We start from the raw sequence: 19,843 nt of genomic DNA on the forward strand, positions 1-19,843 counted from the left end.
GCAATGCAACGCACTGGAATGCTGGCCCTGTCGCTGGCCATGCTGTCCCTGGCCCCTGGCTGCAAGAAGGAAGCGACCGCGCAAGGTGGCAAGGCCGCGGGCCGGGGCCCCCTCCAGTTCCCCGTGGAGGTCGCGCCCGTGGAGTCGCGCGACGTGGAGTACGCGGTCAGCGCCGTGGGCGCGGTGGAGGCCTTCGAGAGCGTGCAGATCACCGCGCGTGTCCCGGGCGCCCTGGAGCGGGTGTCCTTCACCGAAGGCCAGACGGTGAAGAAGGGCGACACGCTCGCGGAGATCGAACCCGCGCGCTACGCCATCGCCGTGCGCGCCGCGGAGGCCGTGCTGCAGAAGGCCCAGGCCGCGCTGGTGGAGGCCAAGGCCGGCGCCCAGCGCCGCGCGGAGGTCAACGCGCAGAGCCCGGGCCTGCTGCCCGCCGAACAGCTGGAGACGTACCAGGCCCGCGCCGCCACCGCGCAAGCGGACGTGTCGGCCGCGAAGGCGGCGTTGGATCAAGCGCAGCTCAACCAGCGCGACGCGTACGTGCGCGCCCCCATGGACGGCGTCCTCCAGACGCGCACCGTTCAGACGGGCCAGTACGTGCAGCCGGGCGTGGTGCTGGCCACGCTCCTGCGCCGCGAACCGCTGCTCCTGCGCTTCAACGTGCCCGCGGCGGACGTGACGCGGATCACCCCGGGGATGCCCGCGCGCTTCACGGTGCGCTCGGACGGTGGGGCATACGAGGCGAAGATCACCTACGTGTCCGCGAGCGCGGACACGCAGAGCCGCATGGTGGCGGTGACCGCGGAGGTGACGGGCGAGGCCGCGCAGAAGCTGCGTCCGGGCGCCTTCGCCACGGTGAGCGTGCCGGTGGAGTCGCGCGGGGGCAGCCCGGTGATTCCGCAGACGGCCATCCGCCCCAGCGAGCGCGGCTTCCTGGCGTTCGTGGTGACGGACAACAAGGCGCGCGAGCGCATCCTGGAGCTGGGCCTGCGCACGCCGGACGGACGGGTGGAGGTGAAGGAAGGCCTCAAGCCCGGTGAGACGCTGGTGGTGCGCGGCGCGGAGGCCCTTCGCGACGGCGTGGCCGTGCGCGTGGATCAGGAGCGCCCGAAGCCGAAGGTGGGAGGCGAGCAGCCCCCGGCCGAGGCCCGCGGCGACACGAACCCGAACGCGGGTGCCGAGGGCCGGCCATGAGCATCACCGACGTCTGCATCAAGAAGCCGGTGTTCGCCTGGATGATCATGGCGGCGACCATCATCTTCGGACTGGTGGCGGCCCAGCGCATCGGCATCAGCCAGTTCCCGGACGTCGACTTCCCCACCATCAACATCTCCGTGTCGTGGGAGGGCGCCAACCCGGAGGCCGTGGAGTCGGACGTCGTCGAGTTCATCGAGGAGGCCGTGACGCAGGTGGAGGGCGTCAAGAGCATCACGTCCTCCGCGCGCCAGGGCAGCGCCAACATCACGGTGGAGTTGGATCTGTCGCGCAACGTGGACCTGGCGCTGCAGGACGTGCAGACCAAGGTGAGCCAGGCCCAGCGCCGGCTGCCGCTGGACATCGATCCGCCCGTCGTCTCCAAGTCCAACCCGGAGGACCAGCCCATCATGTGGCTGGGCGTGGCCGGACCGTTCTCCCAGCAGGTGGTGAGCGACTTCGCCCGCTACCGCGTGAAGGAGCGCCTGCAGACGGTGCCCGGCGTGGGCGAGGTCATCCTGGGCGGCCTCCTGGAGCGCAACGTGCGCATCTGGGTGGACGCGCAGAAGCTGGACGCGCACGGGCTCACCGTCACGGACATCACCGCCGCGCTCCAGCGCGAGCACGTGGAGCTGCCCGCGGGCCGCATCGAGACCCAGGGCCGCGAGGTCAACGTGCGCTTCATGGGCGAGGCGCTGGACCTGGAGACGCTTCAGAACGTCGTGGTGCGTGAGGAGGGCGGCCGCCCGGTGTACCTGCACGACGTGGCCATCGTGGAGGACGGCTTCGAGGACGAGCGCCGCCTGGCGCGCGTGAACGGCGAGCCCGCCCAGGCCATGGGCATCAAGAAGCAGCGCGGCGCGAACGCGGTGGCCGTGGCCCAGGCGGTGCGTGAGCAGCTGGCGCAGCTCCAGAAGGAGCTGCCGGAGGGCATGAGCGCGAGCATCAACTTCGACTCGACGCAGTTCATCGAGGAGAGCGTGCATGAGATTGAGTTCGAGCTGTTGCTCGCGTGCATCCTCACCGCGTTCGTGTGCTGGGTGTTCCTGGGGTCGCTCTCCAGCACGCTCAACGTGGTGCTCGCCATTCCCATGTCGCTGTTGGGGACGGTGGCGGTCATCTACTTCCTGGGCTTCACGCTCAACACGTTCACCCTGCTGGGATTGGCGTTGGCCGTGGGCATCGTGGTGGACGACGCCATCATGGTGCTGGAGAACATCTTCCGGCACGCGGAGGAGGGGAAGGACCGGGTGAGCGCCGCGCGTGAAGGCACGGCCGAAATCACCTTCGCGGCCCTGGCGGCGACGCTGGCGGTGGTGGCCATCTTCCTGCCCGTCGTCTTCATGAAGGGCATCATCGGCCGGTTCTTCCTCCAGTTCGGCGTCACGCTGTGCGTGGCGGTGCTCCTGTCCTACGTGGAGGCCATCACCCTGGCGCCCGCGCGCTGCGCGCAGCTGCTCAAGACGTCCCGCGAGCACCGCAGCCGCATTGGCGTGGTGGTGGACAAGGCCTTCTCCAAGCTGGAGGCGCTGTACGCGCGGGCGCTGGGCTGGGGGCTGGTGCGGCCCTGGCGCGTGCTGCTGGTGGCGGTGGCCATGCTGTTCCTGAGCGCGTTCGCGTTCAAGGCGCTGCCCGGCGAGTTCGTCCCGTCGCAGGACCAGGGCCGCATGTCCGTGCGCCTGCAGACGGCGGTGGGCAGCAGCCTGCAGGAGACCAACCGCCTCTTCAAGCGCGCGGAGGAGTTCGTCGCCAGCCGTCCGGAGGTGACGCGCGTGTTCGTGGTGGTGGGCGGCGGCGGCAGCGGGTCCGCCGTGAACTCCGGCAACATGAACCTGACGCTGGTGCCGACGGATCAGCGCATGTCGCAGGCGGACTTCGCGCAGGTGCTGCGCAAGGAGCTGAACAGCTACCCGGGCCTGCGCGCGGTGGTGCAGGACCTGTCCCAGGCGGGCTTCACCGCGCAGCGCGGCTTCCCGGTGGAGTTCAGCGTGCGCGGGTCGGACTGGGACAAGCTGGTGGAGGCGAGCCAGTCCCTGCGCGATCAACTCCAGGCATCCGGCAAGGTGGTGGACCTGGACACGGACTACCAGCTGGGCCAGCCGGAGCTGCGCATCACCCCTGACCGCGCTCGCGCGGCGGACGTGGGCGTGCCCATCCAGGCGGTGGCGTCCACGGTGAACGCGCTGGTGGGCGGCGTGCGCGTGGGCAAGTACAGCAGCGGCGGGCGGCGCATCGACGTGCGCATGCGGCTGCTCGCGAGCCAGCGCTCGCGGCCGGAGGACCTGTCGCTGCTGAAGGTCCGGACGGCGAACAATTCGCTGGTGCCGCTGTCGTCGCTGGTGACGCAGGAGGAGCTGCCCGCGCTGCAGGCCATCACCCGCCGCGACCGTGAGCGCGCCATCAGCATCTTCGCCAACGTGGCGCCGGGGTCGAATCAGGAGGAGGCGCTGGCCACGGTGGAGTCCCTGGGCAAGGACCTGCCGGGCGGCATCCGCGTGGTGGCGGGCGGCGCGAGCGTGGCGTTCCGCGACTCGATGAGCAGCCTCATCTTCGCGCTCTTCATGGGCATCGCCGTCGCGTACATGGTGCTGGGCGCGCAGTTCAATTCGTTCCTGCACCCGGTGACGGTGCTTACGATCCTGCCCCTGTCGGTGGCGGGCGCGTCGTTCGCGCTGCTCATCACGGGGAACACGCTGAACATCTTCAGCATGATTGGCCTGCTGCTGCTCATGGGCATCGTGAAGAAGAACTCCATCATCCTGGTGGACTACGCGCTCCAGCAGCGCGAGCAGGGCGCGGACGCGATGCAGGCCATGCTGCGCGCGGGTCCGGTGCGCCTGCGTCCCATCCTGATGACGTCCACCGCGACGATGATGTCCGCGGTGCCGGCGGCGCTGGCGCTGGGCGCGGGCAGCGAGACGCGCGCCCCCATGTCCATCGCGGTGCTGGGTGGCCTGTCCGTGTCCACCGTCTTGAGCCTGCTCGTGGTGCCCGCGTTCTACGTCGTCGCTGACCGCCTCAAGACGCGCCTGGGCAACCGGTTCAGCAAGGGGAAGGGCGATGACGACTCGCACGCCGCCCACGAGGAGCCCCGGCCGGTGCCGCACGGGTAGGGCGCTGGTCAAGTCTCAGCAGCGGCCTGACCGCCCGCGCGCCCCCGGCGCCTATGGACGATGCAGGCGCCCTGGCACATGCGCAGCGTCTTCGGAACACGGCCCCGCCTTGGGGCCCTGAACCTTCGGAGACGCTGCCATGGCCACGCCTGTTCCTCCCGACACCCACGCCGTGCCCGTCAAGGAGCGCGACGAGTCGCTCGAGCTCCAGCCGTTCCTGGACGAAATCCAGGGGGACGCCGTCATGCACAGCCAGGGCCTGGAAGCCCGGGAGGCGGCGAGCGCGGTGTTCTGCTCGCTCGCCCGGAGGCTGTCGGATGGCGAGGACGTGAAGCTCTACCGCGCGCTGCCCGGCGGCATCGGCGCCATCCTGGGGGCCTGCTCGGTGCACCGGGGCCCCTCACGCGCCAAGCGCATTGGCCGCGATGAGTTCATCACCGACGTGGCGGACCACCTGAACATCAAGCCCGACCAGGCCTTCCGCGTCGTCACCGCGGTGTTCACCGCCGTGCGCGACCGCATCCCCGAGGACGAGATCGCCGCCGTGGCGTCGCAGCTGCCCGCCGACCTGGGCGACCTGTTCCGCAGGCCTGTCTGACAGGTTTCAGGAGCGGAGGCGCGAGGCGAGCAGCTTCCAGTACGACACGGGGAAGACGCGGGCGAGCATCGCCAGCGCCACGGCGTCCTTGCCGACGAGGATGCGCTGCTCGCGCGCTTCGACCCCTCGCACGATGATGTCGCCCGCGGCCTCCGCCGGGAGCCGCAGCATCTTCTGGAACGACTTGCGGCGGCGGGAGACCTCCTCGTCCGTCGCGCCGGTGGGGACCCGGGCGCTCGCGGCGATGGACGTCGCGACGCCGCCCGGGTGCACCACGGTGACTCCCACGGTGGTGCCTTCCAACTCGTGGCGCAGGCCCTCGGAGAAGCCTCGGACGGCGAACTTGCTCGCCGCGTAGGCCACCTGTCCCGGCGGGGCCACCAGCCCGAAGACGCTGGAGAGGTTCACCAGCCGCGCGTCGTCGCTCTGGCGCAGCAGGGGCAGGAAGGCACGGCTCAGGCGCACCACACCCCAGAAGTTGATGCCGAACAGCCACTCGAAGTCGTCGCTGCTCACCTGTTCGAAGGAGCCTCCAAGCGCGACGCCCGCGTTGTTGAAGAGCAGGTCGACCCCGGGATGCTCCGCCGTCACCTTCTCCGGGAAGGCCTCCACGGCCTCCTTGTCGGACACGTCGAGCCGGTGGCGGCTGATGCGCAGCTGCGGCGCACTCGCCAAGTCCGCTGTTTCAGCGAGCCCCGCTTCGTTCACGTCCGCGAGCGCGAGGTGACAGCCCTTGCGCGCCAGGCAGACCGCGATGGCGCGGCCGATGCCGCTCGCCGCGCCCGTGACGACCGCCGTCCTGCCTTGAAGCCGCATGCGCTCAGCCACGGGCCACCTCCGCGTTGGAACGGGTGCTCACCTCCGGAAGCAGCGCCTGTCCCGAGGCCGCGCTCCCGGACCGCTTGAACTCCATGGCTTCGTCGTCCACGCGCCCGTAGCGCATCATCACCAGGTCGCGGACGTAGTTCTGGTACAGGCGCCACGGGGCGCGCGTGCCCTGGCGGGGCAGGGAGTCCAGCGCGCGCTGCACGTAGCCGGAGCGGAAGTCGAGCACGGGCTCCGGCGTCATGGCCGGGCCCGTCAGGCGGGGCACGCATTGCGTGTAGCCGTGCTGCTTCATGTGGTTGAGCAGGCGGCAGGTGTACTCGGCCACCAGGTCGCACTTCAGGGTCCACGACGCGTTGGTGTACCCGAAGGCCGCGACGAGGTTGGGCACGTCGCTGAACATCATCCCCTTGTACGCGAGCGTCCGCGCCAGCTGGACGGGCTCTCCGTCCACGGACAGCGCCAGGCCGCTGAGGATCTTCACGTTCAGCCCCGTGGCGGTGACGATGATGTCCGCGTCCACGTGCGCGCCCGAGCGCAGCTGGAGGCCCTTTTCGGTGAAGGACTCGATGTGGTCCGTCACCATGGAGGCGCGCCCCTCTCGGATGGCGCCGAAGAGGTCTCCGTCGGGGGCGACGCACAGCCGCTCGTCCCAGGGATTGTAGCGGGGCGCGAAGTGCGTATCGACGTCGTAGGCCTTGCCGAGCGCCTTCCGCACGCCCAGGCGCAAGAGCCATTTGAACAGCCCCGGCCGGCTGCGCGCGATGCCATAGAGGAGCATGCCGCGCAGGACGTTCTTCCAGCGCGCGACCGCGTAGGCCGCGCGCCGGGGGAGGACGTACCTCAACGCCCGGGCGACGCCGTCCTCGGCCGGTTGATCCGCGATGTACGTGGGCGAGCGCTGCAACATCGTGACGTGCGCGGCGCGGTCGGCCATCGCGGGGACCAGCGTCACCGCCGTCGCGCCACTGCCGATGACGACCACGCGCTTGCCGCCGTAGTCCAGGTCCTCGGGCCAGTGCTGCGGGTGCACGACGCGGCCCTGGAAGCGCTCCGTGCCGGGCCACGTGGGCGTGTAGCCGCTCGCGTAGTCGTAGTAGCCGGTGCAGGCGTAGAGGAAGCCGCACGTCATGCGGACGGGCGCGCGCTCAGGGCCCACCTCCATGTCCACGGTCCAGCGCGCGTGCTCGGAGGACCACTCCGCGCGCGTGACGCGGTGGTGGTAGCGGATCCGCTGGTCGATGCCGTACTCCGCCGCGGTCTCCTCGATGTACGCCTTGATGGAGGGCCCATCCGCGATGGCCTTGCCCCCCAGCCACGGCCGGAACCGGTAGCCCAGCGTGTACATGTCCGAGTCCGAGCGGACGCCCGGGTAGCGGAACAAATCCCACGTGCCGCCCATGGCCCCGCGCCCCTCCAGGATGGCGTAGCTCAGGGTGGGGCAGCGCGTCTGCAGGTGGTACGCGGCGCCGATGCCCGACAGGCCCGCGCCGATGATCAACACATCGACGTGCGAGAGCGGCTCGGCGGAGGACAGCGGCATCACGGGACTCCTCGTGGTACAGGAAGGTACCCAGCCTATGCGTCTGTTGAACAGAGGTAGCAGTGACATCTGGTACCGTCAAGTACCAGTCCCGGGAGCCGCATGACGACCCCGTCCGACCCACCAGGCGAAGCGCCCCGGGAGCGGCTCGTCGCGGGCCTGGCGCAGGCCATCATCGAGGTGGGCTACGCCCGGCTGACCATCGCGGACATCGTGCGGCACGCGCGCGTGTCGAAGCGCACGTTCTACGAGCACTTCGAGGACAAGGACGCATGCCTGCTCGCGCTCTACGCGGCGCAGAGCGCCCGGCTGCTGGCGGAGATCCAGGCGGCCATCCAGCACGCGCCTCCGGGGGAGATGCGGGCCAGCATCGGCGCGGCCGTGTACCTCGCGAGCCTCCAGAGCCGGCCGGGGCTCGTGCGGACGCTCCTGGTGGAGATCCTGCACGTGGGGCCGAAGGGCGTGGCGCTGCGCCGCCAGGTGATGCGCGGCTTCGCGGAGTTGATGCGAAGGGAGTTCGACGCGGCGGGCACCGGGGCCACGCTGTCCCCGGCGATCGCCATGGCGCTCGTGGGCGGCATCAACGAGCTCATCCTGGAGGCCGTGGAGGAGGACCGCGTGGACCGGCTCTCGGAGCTGGCCGGCCCGGTCGCGGCGTTCGTGCGGGGCCTCCTGGAAGCACGGCCTCCGGCGAAGTGAACCGCGCTCAGTCCATGTGCTCCATGGGGATGCCCCGGGGCACGGCCCAGGGGTGGCTCCGCTCTTCGTAGACGGAGAAGACCGGGGCGGGGAAGTTCGGATCCGTGAAGGCACCCACGGCGATGGCCACGGCGTCCGGAGCCCCCGCGCTCACGTAGTAGACCGTCGCGCCGCACTCCGGACAGAAGTGGAAGGTGGTGGGGATGCCGCTCTCGTCGCCCTTGCGGACGAATGTCTGGGAGCGGCCCTCGATGGCGGTGATGTCTTCACGCCGGAAGCGGGCCTGCACGGCGTACACGCTGCCGCTGCGCTGCTGACAGGCGAAACAGTGACACATGGAGACCCGGAAGGGCTCTCCCGTGCACTCCACGCGAAGCTGACCGCAGACGCATGACGCTCGGCGCTGGGACATGGGCTGCCTCCAGAAAGGGAGGGCAGTGTGGCTCAGTTCCCGAGCGCTGTTGCAATCAACGGTTTCAGGTCGTTCTCCAGGTCCACCGAGAACGCCACCACGCCGCCCGTGGTGTCGCTGCCCGCCAGCTGCATGCCCAGGGTGGCGTAGTACTTCGCGCCCCGGTCCAACCACGGCGTGACGCGCGGGCCGCCACCATCGCGCCCACCGCGTTCCATGCGGCTCCCGCGTCCGGCGCCAGTTCCTGGGCTGTCACGGCCAGAGCCGCCTCCTGCTCTGGAGCCGGAGCGCCCGCGCCACCACAGGCCCACAACAGGAAACACATCCCCGCACCGCTGACTGCCCTGATCACCGCATTCATGAACACCTCCGTTCCCGTTCAACCCGGATTGTTCGAAAGGATTGCGGTGTGTCGCATCCGCCGGCTCGCCGCGGGCCGTGGTCTTGCCCTGCCTGGATTCACATGCTAGCCGATAGGTTCTTTTGCGAAGCCGCTCACGGGGCCATGGCACTCTCGACTCCGCATCGAATCACCTGCGCCGATGGCTTCGAGTTGCAGTCCACGCTGCACAGCCCGGCGGGCCCCATCCGGGGCGTGGTGCTGGTGCATCCCGCGACCGCCATGCCCGCGAGTATGTATTTCGCGTTCGCCGAGCGGCTGACGGACGACGGCTTCGCGGTGGTGACCTACAACTACCGGGGCGTGCACCCTTCAGGCGTGGCGAAGCGGACGCATGCCGGGTTCCTCACCTGGGCCGACCAGGACGTGGACGCGGTGACCCGCTGGGCGGCGGAGCAATACCCGGGGCTGCCGCTGCTGGCCGTGGGACACAGCTTCGGCGGCCACGCCATTGGACTGAGCGCGAGCAGCCAGCAACTCACCGCGGCGGTGATGGTGGCGGCCCAGGCCGGGAGCCTGCGGTTCATCCACTCCATTCGGGAGCGGATGCTGGTCGCGATGTACCTCAAACTCATCGGGCCGCTGTGCGCGCGGGTCCTGGGCTACATGCCCTATGCGCGGCTGGGGCTTGGCGAGGACGTCCCCGCCCAGGCGTTGCTGGAGTGGAGCCGCTGGGCGTCGCTGCCTCGCTTCTACTTCGACGCCCCGAACGTGGACGCCGCGGCCCGCCTCAAGCGGCTGCGCATGCCGGTGCTGGCCATTGGCCTGGACGATGACCCCTGGGGGCCACCCGAAGCCATCGACCTGGTCTGTGAGCACCTCACCGGCTGCACCGTGGAGCGCCGGCAGTTCTCCCCAGCGGACAGCCTGGGCCAGGGCATCTGCCACCTGGGCTTCTTCCGCGATCACCATGCCGCCACGCTCTGGCCCACGGTGAGCGAGTGGCTGCGCCGCCACGCCCCGGAGCGCGGCTGAAGGCCTTCAGCGCTTGGAGGGCGCCGCGTCCGCGATGGCGCGGGCCTTCGTGTTCGCGTCCTTCGTCTTCGTGGACACCTCGCCGCGGATGGACTCGAAGCCCTTGAGTCCCCTCACGACCAGGTACTCCCCCAGCTTCTTGCCCGGGCCGGACTCTTCCTTGTTCAGGGCGAAGCACGTCACGCGCTGGATGACGGCGAAGGGCTTTCCGTCCTTCATGCGCCATTCCAGCTTGGGACCGAAGCGGGACACCGGGCACTGCGCCTTCGGCCTCAGCTCGACGGTGAAGCGGGAGTCGCTCTTGGAGGTGACTTGCCGCTGGATGTCGTAGGCGCTGTAGAACTCCGTCAGCACGTAGTCGCCACCAGGGCCGTCACATTGGAGGGGGATGTCGCCGCCCTCGGAGTCATCCGCCTCGGCCTGACGCGGGCACTTCTCCACGTCGGTGTATTCGGAGGACAGCTCCGCTGGAGCGGTGTGCAGCAGGAACAGCGCGGGAAGGACGAGGGCGGTGAGCATTCGCGGCAGCGTAGCGCACCCGCTGCTTCACCCTTTCGCGTCGTCGCCCATCCCGTCCTCCTCATCGGTCATCAGCTCGTCCTCGTCATTGAGGTGGATGCGGTATGCGATGGGCGCGTGGTCGATCATCGTCCACTGGTTGTAGCCAGGAAATGGGGGCATGGCCTCGATGCGGCTGATGTCCTCGGACTTCCACAGGTAGTCGAGAATCTGGGTCCTGAGCCCACCCGTCTCCGAGACCTTGCCGAAGGTGGCGTCGAGCCGGGGGTGGACCGGCTCCCAGTCGTAGAGGTAATCGACCTCGTCCTCCAGGCTCTCGGGGTTTCCAGGTCGCCCCTTGTCGAGGCTGCTCCAGGCGTAATTCATGTCGCCGATGAGCACCGCGGGCTGCGGCTCCGTGTCGAGCTCGTTGATGTCATCCAGGATTTCATCCGGAGCCTTGTCGGGATTGGCGATGATGTGGACGCCCCCCACGGTGATGTCTCTCAGCCGCACCCGCACCAGGGGCCGCCTCTGGCTGACGCCAATGATCCGGATGTCTGGATTCAGCTCCTCCTGCCACATGACGATGAAGGAGCACGGGCTGGCATTGTTGTTCCTGTCGCCTGCGGCGATGTACCGCGCCCGATAGCCGCCGATTTCGAGGTACCTGGCCAGCGCCCCCCCGCCCTGAGACACCTCGGACAGGAAGATGAGTGAGGGCAGGGCCTGGTGGGTGTCGATGATCGAGAGGACCCACTGGATGATCTGCTGGCAACACCAGAGGCAGCGGGCCTGGGGCTCCAGGTTGCGGGAGTTCAGCCCGCTGGCCCGCTGGGTGTTCCAGTACGCGATGATCACCTGCGCTCCGCCAGGGCCCGGGGCTGGAACGGACGGGCGGCGACGCGCGTGCGAGGGAAGCCCGGGCTCGCGGGGTTCAGGGCCTTCTTCGCGGCGCTCAACGTCGAGAGGTCCGACACGTTGTAGGGCCCCTGCAACAGCGTCGGCGACAGCCCGTTGACGATGCTCGAGAGCACCTGGCCGTTCGGCGAGAGCACACTGACGATGTCCATCAGCTGCCACTTGAGGAACATCTGCGTATAGGTCTGGGTGGCGGTGAGGGTGTCGGAGACGTAGGCGGTGTACTCGGTGCTGAGCGACACCTCCTGGGAGCTGGTGGAGCTGGCGCTCAGGCTGGCGGAGATGCCCACGGACATGGGCCCCCAGCCCGCGCTCGCGCTGGTGCCGAGCGAGGCGGAGACGGTGTCGGTGCTCGACGACGTCTGCTGCATGTTCGAGGTGGACGTGGTGCTGACCGTCTGCGTCTCGCCCGGCGCGATGGTGTAGGACTCGGGCAGCCGCCGCCAGTACTGCTCACGAAGCGTACGGTTGCGGTTCTCCAGCAGGCCCGCCGCCACGAGGACGCGCGGGGAGTCCGGAGGGATGACGACCTCGGCGGTGGGCTGCGGGGGCAGTCCGATGTCATTGGGGGCCACCATGGAGTGGGGGCCAAAGAAGACGCTGGGGGTGCTGGAGGTGATGGAGCACACGCCGATGAACGAGCCCGTGTGTCGGCAGGACCAGCTGATGGAGTCCCCGTTGGCCACCCAGAAGTTGACCGCGTAGCCCGCGGGGACGACGCCCATCGCGCACCGGGAAGCGTCCTCGGCGAGGTAGAAGAGCTGCGCGTCCACGGGCAGGTTGTTCCAGAAGCGGAGCGAGCGCATGCCGCCGGTGGGGGCCGAAGCCAGGGTTCCCGCGAGGGCCTGCTGATAGACGGTGTTCATGGACGGCCTCCACCCTGGGAGAGCTCGTCCTCGAAGAGGCGGGCCCACTCCAGGGCAATGGTGTCCCACCGCAGGGTGGGACGGGTGGCGAGCGCGTGGGCGGCCCGGGACCGGGCCTCCAGGTGCGATCGATCTTCGTACAGCCGGGTCAGCGCCGCCGTGAGCGAGTCCACGGACGGCACGTGGGCGTCGGTGAGGATGCGGGGCTGGCACAAGGTCAACGCGACGTCGAGCAGCTCGGCGCTGCCCGCCCAGAGCTCCCCCGGCGCGGTGTGGCCGGGGACCACCTGCGCGGCGCCCGTGGCGGCGTGCTCGAAGGCGACGAGCCCCCAGCCCTCGCTGCTGGACGTGTTCACGCCCACGTCGCACGCGTTGTAGACGTGGTTGAGCTGGGCGAGCGACAGCCGGGGCGCGAAGCGTTGGTCCGAGCTGATGATGAGGCGGTCGGTGATGCCGAAGCGCGCTCCCAGCCCACGCACGTCCCAGCCCACGTCCTCGGTGCCCATGTGCAGGTAGAGCCGGGCGTCGGGACGGCCCTGCGCGAAGGCGGCGAAGCCCCTCACCGTGAGGTCGATGAGCTTGCGCGGCTGGTTGCGGTTGGCGTTCAGGACGATGAAGGCGTCGTCCAGCTCGTTCGTCCCGAACAGCGCGGCACGGCTGGCGCGGCGGGACGCGACGAGCGACTCGCTCGGGGGCGACAGGGGGCGGAAGACGTCGGTGTCGACGCCGTGGGGGATGACGTCCACCCGGGGCCAGGTGGGCGCGGTGGTGAGCCGGGCGGCGGCGGCGCTCAGCTCGCCCTGACCGAAGTCGGTGTACGCGACCAGGCGGTGGACGCCCTGGAGCCCCGCGAGGAAGCTCGGGCTCAGCGGGCCGGAGTCCACGGGGCAGTAGGCCACCATCCGGTGGCGTCCGGGCACGCGGCCGAGCGCCCGGACATGGTCTCCGAGCACCCAGATGTCATTGACGAGGAAGACGAGATCCGGCTCCAGGCTGGCGCACAGCTCCGGCAGCTTGCTGACGCCGCGGGCGTCGATGGCGGGGTGGAGCGTCCAGGGCAGATCGTGTGCGCCGCCCGCGTATTTGATGCCGAGCTGGTGGACGTCGTAGTCGCGTGAGACGCGCCGGAAGATGCTCTCGGTGACCCGGCTGAAGCCGGTGGGGGCCACGGCATCTCCCACCACGAGGATGCGCGGGCGGCTCCGGCGCGCGGAGCCCGGCCGGGGCGCGTCCGCGGAGGTGGCCCGGCGCTCCTCCGAGCGCCGTCGCACAGCCTCCAGCACGCGATCTCCCAGGACGCGGTGGCGCTCGCTCCGGCGTCGCGTGAGGACCTCGTCCCGCGCCCGGAGGAACGCATCGTCGAAGGAGACGGTGTCGGGCATCGCGAGCCCGGGATAGAGGCTCCGGAGCGAGGCGGGCAGCGCGAGCTCGTCCATCACCAGGTCGTCGAAGTCCACGACCAGGCCGGGAATGGCATCCAGCGCCTCCTGGGCGTCGAGCAGGCCCTCGATGAGGGCCTCATCCGGATCGTCGCGGCGCACGCCTCGCGCTGGATACGTCCAGCCCCGGTCCCCCATGGCGAGCGCGACGTCCGCGACGGAGCGGTGGATCTTCATCACCCGGAGGGCGCCGGGTTGGGAGAGCGCGGCGGAGACGACGAAGGGTTGGGTGACGTCCTTGTAGGCCCAGCCCGTGGGGCGCACCACGTGCACCAGGTGCTCGCGAGCGGCCTCGAAGGCGGGGCCATCCGACGGGCGCAGGAAGTGCACCGCCGCGGGATGGGGCGCGAAGCCGAAGCGCTCCAGGTTGAGCACTTCACCGTCCGTCACCCAGCCGGGGGCCGAGAGTCCCAACAGCTCGCGCGCCCACTGCCACGTGGTCGACGACAGGGAGCGGGGCAGCGACACCAGGAAGAGCGACGGCGTCTCTTGGGTCGGCGGGGCGCTCATCCTTCCTCGAAGACCGTGTAAAGCATCCCGAAGGTGATGGTGACGTCCGACGAGAAGGTCGCCGTCCCCGAGAGGGCCCGCGGTCCTCCCGAGGAAGAGAGCTGCATGAAGAAGCTGTCACCCGGTCCGCCGGTGAACGTCGCGGTGGCGTCGGTGGTCAAGCTCTTCCAGACCGACACGTTCTGCACTTCGCTGACGTGCCCCTGGGAGACCTTCTTGATATCCGCCTGATAGCCCTGCCCCGGGCAGGGCGTGAAAACGACACGCATGTTGCTCATGGCGTCTGCTCCGTGGTGAAGACGATGGACACGTCCGTCTGGGGTGCGAGCGCCGGGGAGAGCATCGTCGTTGCATAGGCGGAGCAGGCGTAGCTGGCATAGCCAGACACCTGGAAGACGCCGCTCATGCCGGTGACCTGCCCCGAATAGACACGGGCCGGGACGCTGCTGGCGTTCTGATAGCCGTTGATGATGACGGTGACAGGCGCGTTGGCCTGGTTGCGAAAGATGACGCGTACGGGGTCGGACATCCGGTCTCCGGTTGAATCCTGTTCACGTGGCGTGAATCAGAATCCGCCGGTCGGCGTCGCATTGCAATCGCACCCATGTAGAAACAGGGTAGGGATTGGTTGGCACTACCTGCCCTGCCTCCCGGGTAGCATGTCTGCCCATTCCAAGGATGGGCAGACACGCAGGCACAGCGGGGGCGGGCGCTTCAGCTAGTAGCGGAAGCCCACCTGGAGCGACAGGCCGGGGTACTGATCCACGGCGCCACCGGCGACGTACGGGTCGCCCGGCTCCGGGTTGAACTTGAAGAAGTAGCGGCGCAGGTCCGCCTTCAACCTCACGTCCAGGATGCGGTTGAGCCGGTACGCCAGCGTGGCGCTGCCCGTGACGGCGCCCGCGGACATGCGCGGGAACCACGCGTCCGAGGACAGCTCGCCGGAGTCCAGCGGGTGCTGGTAGCCAAGCCGGAAGTTGAAGTCGAACTTCTCCGACAGCGCCGCCCGCACGCCCAGGCCCAGGCCCGCGGTCTTGTACTCCACGTTGGGCAGGTCCAACGGCCGCTCGCCGTCCACCGCGTCGATGCGGAACGTGTTCATCCCGTACGTGCCGGTGACTTCGAAGCCGTGTTGCTTCGCCGCGCCGAAGGGAATCACGTAGCGCAGGCCCGCCTGCCACTCGCGCGCCGTGGTGGGGTAGGTGACCTCGCCCGAGGAGCCCGTGGACTTCAGCCCGAAGGACTGATCAATGGAGCCCGTGATGCCCAGCCGCGCCAGCGCTCCCTTCTTGAAGGCCGCGAGCGGATAGACCGTCACGTCACCCGCCAACTGGGGCGCGCCCGGCAGCGCGAAGCCGCCCACGTCCGGCCCCAGCGTGTACGGACGCAGCACGCCGAACACGTCGTCCTTGTAGCGCAGCGACCGGCCGAAGAGCTTCAGGCCCAGTGCGCCCTCGACGATGGGCGCGGAGGCCGTCAGCTCTGGCTCCGTGGAGGAGGAGTCCTCCGGCTTCTCCGGGGCCTTGTTCTCCTTGGGAGTGGCGGCCACCGGCTTGCGGTTGGGCTCCGCGGCGGGCGTCTTCGTGGGCGCGGGCGTCTCCGCGATGGGCGTCGCGGGCTTCACCGACGGCTCCGGCTCCACCGGCGTGGCGGGCTGCGGGGGCGCCACCGGGGCGGCCACTGGCGCGCTGGACTTCTGCAGGCCGCGCTCCAGCGCCGTCCACTGACGCTTCACCGCCACGGGCACCAGCTTCGGCGTGGCGGGCTTCGCGGCGGGGGGCGAGGCCAGCGCCTTGCCGTCCTTGCCGTTGCGCACGGTGACGCGCACCTGAGGCTTCTTGCCCACGGTGGACGTGTCCGCCACCACCACCGCGCTCAGGCCCAGCTCGCTCGCCACGGCGGCGGCGCCGGCGGGCTGCGTCGGATCCCTGCCCATGCGCGAGGCGGCGGCGCGCACCGCGGACTCGGGGACGATTTCGTAGCGGGCCGGACGGCGGGCCAATTCCGCCTCCAGCGCGTCGCGCGCGGCGTCCGCGTGCGGACCAGAGGCGAGCACCGCCACGCGGCGCGCCTCCGCGGCCTGGGCCTTCTTCTTCGCGGACTGCGCCGTCTTCGCGGACGCCTTCTTCGGCGCGGCGTCAGCGGCGGGCGCGAGCAGCAGGGCCGCGCCCAGGAGGGCCGCGGCGGAGGCGTATCGGGTGCGCGTCATCACGGGGAGCTCGGCTTTCCGGCGACCAGCCACTCGGAGAGGCACGCGGTGTCGGAGGCGTTCAGCGACGCGCCCAGCGGCATCCGCGCGCCGCAGCCCGGAGAAGCCGTGAGCTTCATCAGGAAGAAGGACTGGGACGGGTTGGCGCTGTCCGCCAGCGGCTTGGAATTGCACGCCGCGTTGGTGGTGTAGAGCCGCCCGGGGAGGCCGGACGCCTGCAGATCCAGGCCCCCACCCGCCGAACCGTTGGCATCCGTGGAGTGACACGACAAGCACTGCGCCTGGATGATGCTCGCGCCGGTGGTGCCGGCGGCGCAGGAGCTGGAGCCCCCGGTGAAGCGCTCGGGGTCATCGAGCCCGCCAGCACAGCCGGCGGTGGTGGCGAGGAGCGCGGCCGCGAACAGCGTGGCCAGCGGGGCGCGATACGGACGACGGGCGGCGGTTGGGTTCGCGGACAAGTCGAGCACGGGGGCAAGAGGGGGGAACGACAAGCCCCGCAGATTACCCGGGCAGAGCCTGACTGTGCACCCATCAACGGATCCGTTCTCACTCGCGTGACATGCGCTCCCCGCGCCCGCCTGCCCGTCCCCAGGTGGGCCGTTGTCACACCCGCACCGTGCCGAGCGCCGGCGAAGGCCTTTGGCTACCTGCGCTTCTTGAGGAAGCGGGTCACGCTGACCTTCCCGAACCGGCCGCCGAACAGGTACCAGGTGAGCACCGCGCCGAAGAGGGCCGCCGCCAGCGCGATGCCGACGATGCCCAGCACCGGCACGTTCCCGTACATGGGCGGCCGGGGCGCGAAGGCGATGAACGCGCCCACGATGAAGCCGCACGCGCACAGGCCCAGGAAGGCGATGACGGCCACGCTGCGCAGGTTCTCGTTGAGCTTGTCGAACTGCTCCGCGCGCACCGTGACGCTGAACCTGCCCGTCTCCAGGTCCAACAAGATCTGCGACAGCTGGGTGGGCAGGTCCTGCGCCATGGACTGGAAGCGCAGGAGCGTGCGCATCAGGCCGCCCTGGAGCTGGGAGGGGTCGTAGCGGCCCGCCATCAGCTCCTTCGCGTACGGCAGCGCGACCTCCAGGATGTTCAGCTCCGGGTAGAGCCCGCGCAGCATGCCTTCCGTGGAGATGGAGGCGCGCGACAGCAGCGCGTACTCCTTGGGGATGCGGATGCGGTACTTCACGGCCAGGTCCAACAGGTCGCGCAGGAGCGTGCGCGCGTCCACCTGGCCCAGCGTGGTGGGCAGGTGCTGGCCGAGGATGGCCTCGATGTCGTTGCGGAAGCCCATCAGGTTGGCGCGCGCGTCCGGCACGCCCACGCGGTAGAGGATGCGCGCCACGGAGTCGCTGTCCTTGAGCGCCACCGCCAGGCACAGCATCACCAGCGTCTCCTGCATGGGGCGGGTGAGCCGGCCCACCACGCCGAAGTCCAGGAGCGCCAGCCGGTTGCCCTCCATGAGCAGCACGTTGCCGGGGTGCGGGTCTCCGTGGAACAGGCCGTCGTCGAAGAGCTGGCGGAAGCTGGCCTCCAGGATGTGCTGGGCAATCTGCTTGCGGTCCGCCTCCGGCAGGGCGGCGGGGTTGATCTTCTCCCCGCGGATGAACTCCATGGTGAGCACGGTGCGGCTGGAGAGCGCCGCGTGCACGCGCGGAATCTTGAGGTACGGGCGGTCCTTGTGGTTCTCCAGGAACGCGCGGATGTTGGTGGCCTCGTTGATGAAGTCCAGCTCCTCGTGGATGGCCCGGTCGAACTCGTCCACGATGCCGGAGGGCGAGTAGATGCCCGTCTCCTCCACCACGGCTTCCAACAGGCGCGCCAGCGAGCGCAGCACGCCCAGGTCCGCGTCGATGCGCTGGGCGATGCCGGGGCGCTGCACCTTGATGACGACCTCCTCGCCCTCCAGCGTCACCGCGCGGTGCACCTGTGCGATGGACGCGGCGGCGAGCGGCTCCGGATCCACCTGGGCGAACAGCTCCTGCACGTCCTTGCCCAGGGCGTCGCGGATCTGCGCGTGGACCTGCTCCAGCGGGATGGCCTCCACGTTGTCCTGGAGCGTGGCCAGCTCCTCCACGAACTCCGCGGGCAGCAGGTCCGCGCGGGTGGAGAGCACCTGGCCCAGCTTGATGAACGTGGGGCCCAGCTCCGACAGGAAGAGGCGGAAGCGGCGCGCGGTGGACTCGCGGCGGGCCTCCTCGGAGACCTCCACCTTCTCCTTGCGGCCGCCGAGCATGCGCCAGACGCCCGCGCGCTCGGTCACCTCGCCGAAGCCGTGGCGGGCGGCGATGAGGGCGATCTGCCGGATGCGGTTGAGGTCCTGGAGGTTCATGGCGAGGGCTGCGCGGGAGCCTGGGCTGGACGGGCCACGTAGCGCAAGAGGACGTAGCCCACGACGGCGGAGAGCAGCGAGCCCGTCAGGATGCCCAGCTTGGCCTCGGCCAGCAGGGCCGGCTGGTTGGCGAAGGCCAGGCCGCCCACGAAGAGGGCCACCGTGAAGCCGATGCCGGCCACCACCGACACCCCGTGCAATTGGGCGAGGCTGCCGCCCGCGGGCAGGGGGGATACGCCCGCCTTCACCGCCGCCCAGGTGAACAGGAAGATGCCCACCTGCTTGCCCACGAAGAGGCCCACGATGATGCCCAGCGGCAGGGGCTTGAGCAGGTCCGAAAGCGACATGCCGGACACGTCCACGCCGGAGTTGGCCAGCGCGAACAAGGGCACGATGCCGTACGCCACGTACCCGTGCCACAGGTGCACGAAGCGGTTGAGCGGCGGCTCGATGTCCTCCAGCGCCTCCTCGATGTGGAGCAGTTGCGCGCCCCGGGCGGACTCGTCGTCCGGCTGGGACACGAGCCCCTTGATGTACTCCGCCAGCTCCTCCAGCACCTCGCGCCCCGGGCGGGTGGGCAGCGCGGGGATGCAGAGGCCCAGCACCACGCCGGACAGCGTGGCGTGGATGCCGCCGTGGTGCATGGCGTACCAGAGCGCCAGGCCCACGGCGGCGTAGAGCAGGCCGTTGCGCACGTAGAAGCGGTTGAAGCTCCAGAGCACCGCGACCAGGCCCGCGGCCACCGCGAGCCACTCCACGTGAAGGCCCGTGCCGTAGAAGAGCGCGATGACGAGGATGCCGCCGATGTCGTCGAAGATGGCGAGCGCGGTGAGGAACACCACCAACCCGTGGCCCACGCGCGCCTTCACCAGCGTGAGGCAGCCGATGGCGAACGCGATGTCCGTGGCCATGGGGATGGCCCAGCCGACTTGCGCGGGCGTGCCGTGGGTGAAGGCGAGGTAGAGCCCGGCGGGCACCACCATGCCGCCCAGCGCGGCGATGAGCGGCAGCAGCGCGCGGGAGAAGGTGCGCAGCTCGCCCGCGGACAGCTCGCGCTTGATCTCCATCCCCACGAGGAAGAAGAAGAGCGTCATCAGCCCGTCGTTGATGAGCTCGCGGAAGGTGAAGTGGCCGCCGTGGCCCACGATCTCCAGGTGCAGGGGGGCGTCGAAGACGGCGGCGTAGGTGGAGCCCCAGGGTGAGTTGGCCCACGCGAGCGCGGCCACCGCGCAGAGCGCCAGGAGGATTCCACTGCTGGCCTCCAGCCGGAAGAACGCCTGTACGGGGGCCAGGGCCACCTTGAACAGGGCGGGAA

19 protein-coding genes are annotated in these 19,843 nt (G+C 70.0%); 5 read left to right on the forward strand and 14 right to left on the reverse strand.

The annotated features are described in order from the left end of the window. Positions 1-3: 3 nt before the first annotated feature. The 3 genes from D7Y15_RS16950 (at position 4) to D7Y15_RS16960 (ending at position 4,902) form a co-directional block, all read left to right on the forward strand. Positions 4-1,191, forward strand: a complete 1,188-nt coding sequence (locus D7Y15_RS16950) for an efflux RND transporter periplasmic adaptor subunit (RefSeq protein WP_121753238.1) — start codon at positions 4-6, stop codon at positions 1,189-1,191. Next, on the forward strand, positions 1,188-4,304 hold the full coding sequence (locus D7Y15_RS16955; RefSeq protein ID WP_121753239.1) for an efflux RND transporter permease subunit: 3,117 nt from the start codon (positions 1,188-1,190) through the stop codon (positions 4,302-4,304). The genes D7Y15_RS16950 and D7Y15_RS16955 overlap by 4 nt, the downstream gene beginning before the upstream one ends. Positions 4,305-4,443: 139 nt before the next feature. Beyond that, positions 4,444-4,902 carry a DUF2267 domain-containing protein gene (locus tag D7Y15_RS16960; RefSeq protein ID WP_120580304.1) on the forward strand — a complete coding sequence of 153 codons (459 nt, stop codon included), beginning with the start codon at positions 4,444-4,446 and terminating at the stop codon, positions 4,900-4,902. Positions 4,903-4,908: 6 nt separating this feature from the next. On the opposite strand, the gene D7Y15_RS16965 is transcribed toward D7Y15_RS16960, so the two are convergent. Next, the gene (locus tag D7Y15_RS16965) at positions 4,909-5,730 is read right to left on the reverse strand and encodes an SDR family oxidoreductase (protein ID WP_199745935.1); all 822 of its coding nucleotides are present in this window, start codon (positions 5,728-5,730) and stop codon (positions 4,909-4,911) included. Then, positions 5,723-7,270 carry an NAD(P)/FAD-dependent oxidoreductase gene (locus tag D7Y15_RS16970; RefSeq protein ID WP_121753240.1) on the reverse strand — a complete coding sequence of 516 codons (1,548 nt, stop codon included), beginning with the start codon at positions 7,268-7,270 and terminating at the stop codon, positions 5,723-5,725. Before D7Y15_RS16970 ends, D7Y15_RS16965 begins: the two co-directional genes overlap by 8 nt. Before the next feature lie 102 nt (positions 7,271-7,372). On the opposite strand from D7Y15_RS16970, the gene D7Y15_RS16975 reads away from it, so the two are divergent. Next, positions 7,373-7,969, forward strand: coding sequence for a TetR/AcrR family transcriptional regulator (locus D7Y15_RS16975; protein WP_121753241.1), 597 nt, complete (start codon positions 7,373-7,375; stop codon positions 7,967-7,969). 7 nt (positions 7,970-7,976) lie between these two features. On the opposite strand, the gene D7Y15_RS16980 is transcribed toward D7Y15_RS16975, so the two are convergent. After that, entirely contained in the window at positions 7,977-8,381 is a 405-nt protein-coding gene (locus D7Y15_RS16980; RefSeq protein ID WP_121753242.1) for a GFA family protein, read from the reverse strand. A gap of 32 nt (positions 8,382-8,413) precedes the next feature. After that, positions 8,414-8,599, reverse strand: coding sequence for a hypothetical protein (locus D7Y15_RS16985; protein WP_121753243.1), 186 nt, complete (start codon positions 8,597-8,599; stop codon positions 8,414-8,416). Between the two features lie 287 nt (positions 8,600-8,886). Between D7Y15_RS16985 and D7Y15_RS16990 the strand changes: the two genes are divergently transcribed. Next, positions 8,887-9,756: an alpha/beta fold hydrolase gene (locus tag D7Y15_RS16990; protein ID WP_121753244.1), complete on the forward strand. Its 870-nt coding sequence runs from the start codon at positions 8,887-8,889 to the stop codon at positions 9,754-9,756. 6 nt (positions 9,757-9,762) lie between these two features. Here D7Y15_RS16990 and D7Y15_RS16995 read toward each other — a convergent pair whose 3' ends face one another. The 10 genes from D7Y15_RS16995 to nhaA all read right to left on the reverse strand — a co-directional run bounded on the left by D7Y15_RS16995 (position 9,763) and on the right by nhaA (position 19,835). After that, complete coding sequence (locus tag D7Y15_RS16995) at positions 9,763-10,275, reverse strand: hypothetical protein (RefSeq protein ID WP_121753245.1); 513 nt, start codon at positions 10,273-10,275, stop codon at positions 9,763-9,765. A gap of 27 nt (positions 10,276-10,302) precedes the next feature. Continuing rightward, positions 10,303-11,115 (reverse strand): endonuclease/exonuclease/phosphatase family protein, encoded by an 813-nt coding sequence (locus D7Y15_RS17000; protein ID WP_120579997.1) that lies wholly within the window; start codon positions 11,113-11,115, stop codon positions 10,303-10,305. After that, positions 11,112-12,041 carry a hypothetical protein gene (locus D7Y15_RS17005; RefSeq protein ID WP_121753246.1) on the reverse strand — a complete coding sequence of 310 codons (930 nt, stop codon included), beginning with the start codon at positions 12,039-12,041 and terminating at the stop codon, positions 11,112-11,114. Before D7Y15_RS17005 ends, D7Y15_RS17000 begins: the two co-directional genes overlap by 4 nt. After that, positions 12,038-13,990 (reverse strand): glycosyltransferase family 1 protein, encoded by a 1,953-nt coding sequence (locus tag D7Y15_RS17010; protein ID WP_121753247.1) that lies wholly within the window; start codon positions 13,988-13,990, stop codon positions 12,038-12,040. The genes D7Y15_RS17005 and D7Y15_RS17010 overlap by 4 nt, the downstream gene beginning before the upstream one ends. After that, the gene (locus D7Y15_RS17015) at positions 13,987-14,268 is read right to left on the reverse strand and encodes a hypothetical protein (protein WP_120579994.1); all 282 of its coding nucleotides are present in this window, start codon (positions 14,266-14,268) and stop codon (positions 13,987-13,989) included. Before D7Y15_RS17015 ends, D7Y15_RS17010 begins: the two co-directional genes overlap by 4 nt. Continuing rightward, positions 14,265-14,519, reverse strand: a complete 255-nt coding sequence (locus D7Y15_RS17020; RefSeq protein ID WP_120579993.1) for a hypothetical protein — start codon at positions 14,517-14,519, stop codon at positions 14,265-14,267. Before D7Y15_RS17020 ends, D7Y15_RS17015 begins: the two co-directional genes overlap by 4 nt. A 189-nt stretch (positions 14,520-14,708) precedes the next feature. Then, the gene (locus D7Y15_RS17025) at positions 14,709-16,199 is read right to left on the reverse strand and encodes a hypothetical protein (RefSeq protein WP_121753248.1); all 1,491 of its coding nucleotides are present in this window, start codon (positions 16,197-16,199) and stop codon (positions 14,709-14,711) included. Further along, the gene (locus tag D7Y15_RS17030) at positions 16,199-16,657 is read right to left on the reverse strand and encodes a cytochrome c (protein WP_147476057.1); all 459 of its coding nucleotides are present in this window, start codon (positions 16,655-16,657) and stop codon (positions 16,199-16,201) included. Before D7Y15_RS17030 ends, D7Y15_RS17025 begins: the two co-directional genes overlap by 1 nt. 185 nt (positions 16,658-16,842) lie before the next feature. After that, complete coding sequence (locus D7Y15_RS17035) at positions 16,843-18,528, reverse strand: AarF/ABC1/UbiB kinase family protein (RefSeq protein WP_121753250.1); 1,686 nt, start codon at positions 18,526-18,528, stop codon at positions 16,843-16,845. Continuing rightward, positions 18,525-19,835: a Na+/H+ antiporter NhaA gene (gene nhaA / locus D7Y15_RS17040; RefSeq protein WP_233604982.1), complete on the reverse strand. Its 1,311-nt coding sequence runs from the start codon at positions 19,833-19,835 to the stop codon at positions 18,525-18,527. Before nhaA ends, D7Y15_RS17035 begins: the two co-directional genes overlap by 4 nt. Positions 19,836-19,843 lie beyond the last annotated feature (8 nt).

Source organism: Corallococcus sp. AB030, assembly GCF_003668965.1.
Classification (GTDB): domain Bacteria; phylum Myxococcota; class Myxococcia; order Myxococcales; family Myxococcaceae; genus Corallococcus; species Corallococcus exiguus.

Coding starts and splice junctions, on each gene's coding strand:
- D7Y15_RS16995 (WP_121753245.1), bottom strand. CDS start 10,275: ATGCTCACCGCCCTCGTCCTTCCCGCGCTGTTCCTGCTGCACACCGCT.
- D7Y15_RS16955 (WP_121753239.1), top strand. CDS start 1,188: ATGAGCATCACCGACGTCTGCATCAAGAAGCCGGTGTTCGCCTGGATG.
- D7Y15_RS16985 (WP_121753243.1), bottom strand. CDS start 8,599: ATGGAACGCGGTGGGCGCGATGGTGGCGGCCCGCGCGTCACGCCGTGG.
- D7Y15_RS16980 (WP_121753242.1), bottom strand. CDS start 8,381: ATGTCCCAGCGCCGAGCGTCATGCGTCTGCGGTCAGCTTCGCGTGGAG.
- D7Y15_RS16950 (WP_121753238.1), top strand. CDS start 4: ATGCAACGCACTGGAATGCTGGCCCTGTCGCTGGCCATGCTGTCCCTG.
- D7Y15_RS16975 (WP_121753241.1), top strand. CDS start 7,373: ATGACGACCCCGTCCGACCCACCAGGCGAAGCGCCCCGGGAGCGGCTC.
- D7Y15_RS17035 (WP_121753250.1), bottom strand. CDS start 18,528: ATGAACCTCCAGGACCTCAACCGCATCCGGCAGATCGCCCTCATCGCC.
- D7Y15_RS17015 (WP_120579994.1), bottom strand. CDS start 14,268: ATGAGCAACATGCGTGTCGTTTTCACGCCCTGCCCGGGGCAGGGCTAT.
- D7Y15_RS17020 (WP_120579993.1), bottom strand. CDS start 14,519: ATGTCCGACCCCGTACGCGTCATCTTTCGCAACCAGGCCAACGCGCCT.
- D7Y15_RS16970 (WP_121753240.1), bottom strand. CDS start 7,270: ATGCCGCTGTCCTCCGCCGAGCCGCTCTCGCACGTCGATGTGTTGATC.
- D7Y15_RS17025 (WP_121753248.1), bottom strand. CDS start 16,199: ATGACGCGCACCCGATACGCCTCCGCCGCGGCCCTCCTGGGCGCGGCC.
- D7Y15_RS16990 (WP_121753244.1), top strand. CDS start 8,887: ATGGCACTCTCGACTCCGCATCGAATCACCTGCGCCGATGGCTTCGAG.
- D7Y15_RS16960 (WP_120580304.1), top strand. CDS start 4,444: ATGGCCACGCCTGTTCCTCCCGACACCCACGCCGTGCCCGTCAAGGAG.
- D7Y15_RS17005 (WP_121753246.1), bottom strand. CDS start 12,041: ATGAACACCGTCTATCAGCAGGCCCTCGCGGGAACCCTGGCTTCGGCC.
- D7Y15_RS17010 (WP_121753247.1), bottom strand. CDS start 13,990: ATGAGCGCCCCGCCGACCCAAGAGACGCCGTCGCTCTTCCTGGTGTCG.